This is a genomic window from Nocardia cyriacigeorgica (genome assembly GCF_010858045.1).
GTDB lineage: Bacteria > Actinomycetota > Actinomycetes > Mycobacteriales > Mycobacteriaceae > Nocardia > Nocardia cyriacigeorgica_E.
In genome coordinates this window covers 23,364-29,699 of the sequence record NZ_JAAGVC010000055.1, presented here as the reverse complement: position 1 = coordinate 29,699, position 6,336 = coordinate 23,364, and the positions used below count along the sequence as shown (strand labels likewise).

The 6,336-nt window shown below is 68.7% G+C and carries 6 protein-coding genes; 2 read left to right on the top strand and 4 right to left on the bottom strand.

Annotated features, from left to right (window positions below):
- Nucleotides 1-448: 448 nt before the first annotated feature.
- The 4 genes from GV790_RS26905 to ygfZ all read right to left on the bottom strand — a co-directional run bounded on the left by GV790_RS26905 (nt 449) and on the right by ygfZ (nt 3,664).
- Nucleotides 449-661 carry a DUF3073 domain-containing protein gene (locus tag GV790_RS26905; RefSeq protein WP_036532795.1) on the bottom strand — a complete coding sequence of 71 codons (213 nt, stop codon included), beginning with the start codon at nt 659-661 and terminating at the stop codon, nt 449-451.
- A gap of 164 nt (nt 662-825) precedes the next feature.
- Entirely contained in the window at nt 826-1,779 is a 954-nt protein-coding gene (locus GV790_RS26900; RefSeq protein WP_163817275.1) for an asparaginase, read from the bottom strand.
- A complete protein-coding gene (locus GV790_RS26895; RefSeq protein ID WP_163817273.1) occupies nt 1,776-2,504 on the bottom strand; it encodes an MOSC domain-containing protein in 729 nt (242 codons plus the stop codon). Before GV790_RS26895 ends, GV790_RS26900 begins: the two co-directional genes overlap by 4 nt.
- A gap of 44 nt (nt 2,505-2,548) precedes the next feature.
- A complete protein-coding gene (gene ygfZ, locus GV790_RS26890) occupies nt 2,549-3,664 on the bottom strand; it encodes a CAF17-like 4Fe-4S cluster assembly/insertion protein YgfZ (protein WP_163817271.1) in 1,116 nt (371 codons plus the stop codon).
- A 130-nt stretch (nt 3,665-3,794) separates the two neighbouring features.
- Between ygfZ and GV790_RS26885 the strand changes: the two genes are divergently transcribed.
- Nucleotides 3,795-4,715, top strand: coding sequence for an aminodeoxychorismate lyase (locus GV790_RS26885; RefSeq protein WP_163817269.1), 921 nt, complete (start codon nt 3,795-3,797; stop codon nt 4,713-4,715).
- Nucleotides 4,716-4,830: 115 nt separating this feature from the next.
- Complete coding sequence (locus GV790_RS26880) at nt 4,831-6,330, top strand: cytochrome ubiquinol oxidase subunit I (protein WP_163817267.1); 1,500 nt, start codon at nt 4,831-4,833, stop codon at nt 6,328-6,330.
- Nucleotides 6,331-6,336: the final 6 nt, after the last annotated feature.

The window sequence follows — 6,336 nt, the reverse complement described above, 5'->3', positions numbered from 1 at the left end:
GTGTCACGCGGCGCACCGCGGTGCGCTCCTCAGGGCCGCGCTAGGCCGCGGGATGGCTGGGCCGGGGGATGGCTAGGCCGGGGGACGCGGTTGAGCGAGTGGTATGCGCTGGGGCGAGGGATACGCTGAGCGAGGGGGATGCGCTGCGCGAGGGGGATGCGCTGCGCGTCGGAGGGGATGCTGGAGGGTCGCCGAGGGGCGAGTTCGCCTATCTCGGACGATGTCCGGACGGGCGGGCATCGGGGCGGCCCGTGCGGTGCAACGGGCGCCGATGCTGTTCGAGTACCTCGAGAGTCGATGCGAGCGATCGAACCGAGCTCTCGATCAGGTCTCGACCTCAGTGGTCGAGACCTGATGTCGGGCGAACCTCGGCGGCTGGCTGGCCGACCGGATGGCAACGACTGAAGGGGGAGGCGCCTCGGCCTCCCCCTTCATACGTCGCACCTGGTCAGCGGCGCCAATCGTCGTAGTCGTCGTCGTCGCTGTTCCAGCGGGACAACGAATCATCCGCGTCGTGCTCATCGGACAGCACTCCACTCCGCTGAGAGTGGGGGCTACCCGACAGCTCGCGCTGAAGGCTCGCGAAGTCGGTCGACGGCGAGCTGTACTTCAGCTCGCGTGCAACCTTGGTCTGCTTTGCCTTAGCCCGGCCACGGCCCATGGCTGACCCCCTCGCGTCACAGCGGGGCGGCCTGGGGATTGGTGGCGGCCCCGTTCGAATTAATACTCTTCCTGACAGACACTCTAGCGCGTGTGCGGCGGTCGCGCTTCCAGGAGTGGTCGAACAGGTGCCGAACCGAAGCCGTTTGCCCGATGCTCGCCTGACTACAGCACGCCGGGGATCGCGCGGATGACGCCGACCCGCGCACCGCCACCCAGTACCGCCGGTGCCGCCAATTCGGCGAGGGCGTCCGACCACGGGACGCCCATTCGTTGCAGAATCGCCAGCGTCAGAGGCATCCGGGCGCGGTCGGCGCCGTCGTCGATCTTGTAGGCGAACGCGGTTCCGTCCGGCAACGCGCCCGCGTGCACGCCGTCGGCGCCGATCTTGCACACCAGGCCGGGGGTGGCGTTCATGATCAGCAGATCGGGGGCGTTGGTGCCGGAAATCACTCGCGGATGGGTGCGGATGGCGTCGGCGACCCGGCGTTCGGGCGTTCCCGGTTCGGCCGTCGCCATGGCGGCGAAGGCGCGGGCCAGGTTGATCAGCGAGACCGGGATGATCGGCAGCCCGCACCCGTCGATGCCGAGGTCGGTCTCGGGTTCGCCGGTGAGTTCGATGACGGTGGACAGCACCGCGCGTTGCAGCGGGTGCGCGCTGTCGAGGTATCCGGTGGTCGGCCAGCCGTTGACGGCGCAGGTGGCCAGCATCGCCGCGTGTTTGCCCGAACAGTTCATGAACAGCTTGCTCGGTGGCCGGTCGTGGCACAGCACCGAGGCGCGGGCGCGTTCGTCCAAGGGCAGATCCGGTGGGCATTCGAGGGCCGACTCGTCGAATCCGAAGCGGTCCAGCAGCCGTTCGACCAACTTCACATGGTCGGGTTCGCCGAAGTGGGAGGCGGTGGCGATGGCCAGTTCCGCGTCGTCGACGGGTTCGAACCCGTTGCGCAGCAGGGTCACCGCCTGCATCGGCTTATTGGTCGAGCGCGGGAAGATCGGCAGGTGGATCTCGCCGAGTGCGCAGCTGGGTTCGCCGTCGGCGCCGATGACGACGACCGACCCGCGGTGTACGCATTCCCGGAATCCGGAACGCACCACCTCGACCAGTTCGATGCTCACGCTCGCACTCCTGCCTTCAGATGGTCGCCGTCGTCACGCCGCTGCGCCGCGCGTTCGGCGTTCGCGCGGCGGCGGTTGTGCCGGTCGATCTGCATGCGGACGTCGTCGGAGACGGTGGGCTCGGCGGCGAGGAGCAGCTCCAGCTTGTCCGGGTCGGCGCCGGTGAAGACGTCGCGCACGGTGATGCCGTGTTCGGGGACGTGGACCACGTGCACGGTGTCGCCCGCGCTGATCGTGCCCTCGGTGAGCACTCTCAAGTAGGTGCCGGTGTCCGAGCGCAGGGTGAAGCGTTTGACCCACTGCCGTTCGCCGGTCCAGTGCTGGAAGGTCGCGCACGGGACGCGGGGCTCGCTCACCTCGAGCAGGGTGTGGCCGGGCCCCACCGGCCCGGGGCCGATGGCCAGGCGCGCACCGATGACGGCGTCGCTGATCGGCAGGCCGCGGATGCGCAGATTCTCGCCGAACCAGCCCGCGGGCAGGTCCCGATCGAGTTCGGTGGCCCACCGGTGCGCGTCCTCGTCGGCGTAGGCGTAGACGGCCTTGTGCGGGCCGCCGTGGTGGTCGGTGTCGCAGACGTGATCGCCGTCGAGGCCGAGCGCGCGCACGCCGACCCGCCCTGGCTTCGGCCGCTTGTCGATGCCGGAGCGGCCCACCCGGCCCGGCACCTCGATTTCGGCGTGCAGCACGCACACCGCCAGCACTTCTCCGGTGTCACCGGCGCGCATAGACGAGCTCCTCTCCCCGGGGGCTGGTGGCGGCGGGCCTGCGCTCAGCGGCCACGGAGCCGATCGACCGCGGCCCGGCCCGCTTGCGGGGTGTCGTCGACCACGACCGAATCCGGGTCGATGGCGGCGGCCGTGGGGCCTGCCTCGAGCTTCGCGTCGACCGGCACCGCCCGTTTGATCAGCGCGAGCGCGATCGGGCCGTATTCGTAATGGTCGACGACCGTGCCGATGCGGCCGACGGAGCGTCCGCCCGCGGTCACCGCGTCGCCTGCTGCCGGGCGCTCGTCGGCCGAGCCGTCCAGATGCAGCAGCACCAGCTGACGTGGCGGCTTGCCGAGGTTGTGCACCCGGGCGACGGTCTCCTGGCCGCGATAGCAGCCCTTGTCCAGATGCACGGCGCCGTGTTCGGTGACGCCGCCGATCCAGCGGGCCTCGTGCGGGATGGTGCGGTCGTCGGTGTCGATCCCGATCCGTGGGCGCAGGGCCGTCACCCGCAGCGCCTCGAAGGCCCACATGCCGGCCGGCGCGGCGCCCGCCTCGGTGAGGGTGGTCCACCAGCCGATGAGCCGCTCGCGGGGGATCACCAGGTCGAAGGAGTCGGCCGTCGGCCACGGCATGCGGCGCAGGAACCCGCCGCCGGGTAGCGGCACGGCCTCGTACACCTCGGGGAGGCGCTCGATGCCGAGCGCGCCGGTCAAGGTCTGGACCTGCGGGCCGAGCAGGCTCAGGACCGCGTGGTCGGTGGCCTCGCGAGGTTTGGCGTCGGCCCAGAAGACCATTTTGGTGAGGAAGTCGAGCAGCGCGGGGCCGCGTTCGGCCTCGGTGTCGGTCCAGACCGTGCCGTCGAGGTCGGTGAGCACGAAATGGTGCTGCACGCGGCCGTTGAGATCGAGGTCCAGATTCTCGGCGGAACGCCCGTCGGGCAAATTCGCCACATGCTGGCTGGAAATGGTGTGCAGCCAGCTCAGGCGCTCGGCGCCGGTGATGGCGAGCACGAAACGATGCGAGCGGTCCACGATCGCCACCTGCTGCGCGGCGGCTCGTTGTTCGCCGAATGGATCGCCGTAATGCCACGCGACGGCGGCGTCGGGGGTTCCCGGCGCTCCCGCGACGGCTCCCGGAACAGCGAGGACAGGGCTGGGTGCGGCGACCACGGACACGCAACCCACTCTAGGCGAAAGCTCCGACAGCCTTCCGGACGCGCATGGTCGAGGGGCGGATTGTCCACCTGGGGACAACCGTGCGCCCGTAGCCCGTCGTAGCGGGCCTGTGTGGCCTACGCTTCATCGCATGGTGGATCGAGTTCTTGTAACACTCGACGGTGAGGTCCGAGATGCGGACGCGCCGTTGTTGTTTGCCGACGATATCGGCGCATTGCGTGGTGATGGCGTTTTCGAAACGATTCTGGTGCGCGAAGGCAATGCGTGCGCCCTGGAGTTCCATCTCGCGCGGCTGCGCCGCTCGGCGCAGGCTCTCGACCTACCGGAGCCCGAACTCGGTCGCTGGCGCGAGGCGGTCGAGACGGCGGCCAAGGAATGGGGCTCCGAGCAGGAGGGGCTGATGCGGCTGGTGCTGACCCGCGGCCGCGATGCCGACCTGAACAGCGTCAAGGCCGCGGTGACCTCCGGCGAGCTGTCGGAAACGGTGCCGGTGCCGACCTCCTATGTCCTCGTGGTCGGGGTGCCCGCGCGGGTGGCGAAGGCCAGGACCGAGGGCGTCTCGGTGGTGACGTTGTCGCGCGGTATCTCGATCGATCTCGCGCAGGCCGCCCCGTGGCAGCTGCTCGGCGCGAAAACCCTGTCCTACGCGACGAATATGGCCGCGCTGCGTTTCGCCGCGCGGATGGGCGCCGACGATGTGATCTTCACCAGCACCGAGAACCGGGTGCTGGAGGGGCCGCGGTCCACGGTGGTGATCGTGCGCGACAAGCAGTTGATCACCCCGCCTGCCAAGAACGGCGTTCTGCCGGGGGTCACCCAGCGGGCGTTCTACGCGGAGGCGAAGAAGGCGGGCTATGACTGCCGCTACGAATCGCTCTACACCGCTGACCTGCTCACCTGCGATTCCATCTGGATGCTGTCGAGCATCACGCTGGCCGCGCGGGTGAACTCGCTGGACGGGCTGCGGATGTCGGCGCCGGACAATGCGGCCGAGATCGTCGAGCTGGTCGAGCGCGGTATCGAGCGGGCGGGTTCGATCGCCGACTGGTGAAACCGGCCCTGACCGGCCTGTGACGGTCGGCGTGTCGTGTCGCGCGACACGTTGACCGGGCTGACCTGCCGCGTAGTCTTTACTACGACACGTCGTAGATCGCCAGGAGGTCAGTGTGAGTGCCTTGGACGTCTCGCGGTGGCAGTTCGGCATCACGACCGTCTACCACTTCCTGTTCGTGCCGCTCACCATCGGACTCGCCCCGCTCATCGCGGGTATGCAGACCGCGTGGGTGATCACCGGCAAGGAACACTGGTACCGGCTCACCAAGTTCTTCGGGAAGCTGTTCCTGATCAACTTCGCCCTCGGTGTCGCCACCGGCATCGTGCAGGAATTCCAGTTCGGGATGAACTGGAGCGAATACTCCCGGTTCGTCGGCGACGTCTTCGGCGCACCGCTGGCGCTGGAGGGCCTGGTCGCCTTCTTCATGGAGTCGACGTTCATCGGCCTGTGGATCTTCGGCTGGTCCCGGCTACCGAAACTGGTGCATCTGGCGACCATTTGGATGGTGGCCATCGGCGTGAACGCCTCGGCGTACTTCATCATCGCCGCCAACTCGTTCATGCAGCATCCCGTTGGCGCCCGCTACAACCCGGAGACCGGGCGCGCGGAGCTGACCAGCATCGTCGAACTGCTCACCAATAACACTGCGCTGGCGGCGTTTCCGCACGTCGTCGCGGGATCGTTCCTGACCGCGGCCACCTTCGTCGCCGGTATCGCGGGCTGGTGGATGGTGCGCAACGCGCGCAGCGGCGACGAGCAGAAGCTCGCCGAGGCCAGGACCATGTGGCGGCCGGCCGCGCGGGCCTCGCTGGTGGTGATCGCGCTGTCCGGAGTCGCGCTGATCTACACCGGCGACGTCCAGGGCAAGCTGATGTTCGAGCAGCAGCCGATGAAGATGGCCTCGGCGGAATCGTTGTGCCACACCGCGACCAACCCCGATTTCTCGGTGCTGACCGTCGGCACACACAACAACTGCGACAGCGTCACCCATGTCATCGAGGTGCCGTACGTGCTGCCGTGGCTGGCCGAGGGCAAGTTCACCGGTGTCACCCTCGACGGCGTCGTCGACCTGCAACAGGCCTACAACGAGAAGTACGGCGTCGGCGATTACCGGCCCAACCTGTTCGTCACCTACTGGTCCTTCCGCGCCATGATCGGCCTGGCCGGCGGCTCGGCCCTGCTCGCCATCGCCGGGCTCTGGGTGATGCGCCGCGGCCGGGTGCCCGACCAACGCTGGTTCTCCTGGCTGAGCCTGCTGGCCATCCCCACCCCGTTCCTGGCCAACAGCGCGGGCTGGGTGTTCACCGAGATGGGCCGTCAGCCCTGGGTGGTGGTGCCGAACCCGACCGGCGACCCGAACCTGCGACTGCTGGTGCAGGACGGGGTGTCGAACCACTCCGCGACCACGGTGTGGATCTCGCTGATCACCTTCACGATCGTGTACGGCCTGCTGGCGGTGGTGTGGTTCTACCTGATGCGCCGCTACGTCATCGAGGGACCGGACAAAGCCGCCGCGCCCGCGCCCGCGAAGGGGCCGGACGATACCGGGGCGCCCGGTGCGAAACCACGCACCGAAGAACCTGCCGTCGAACAGCTTTCGTTCGCCTACTAGGAGCCG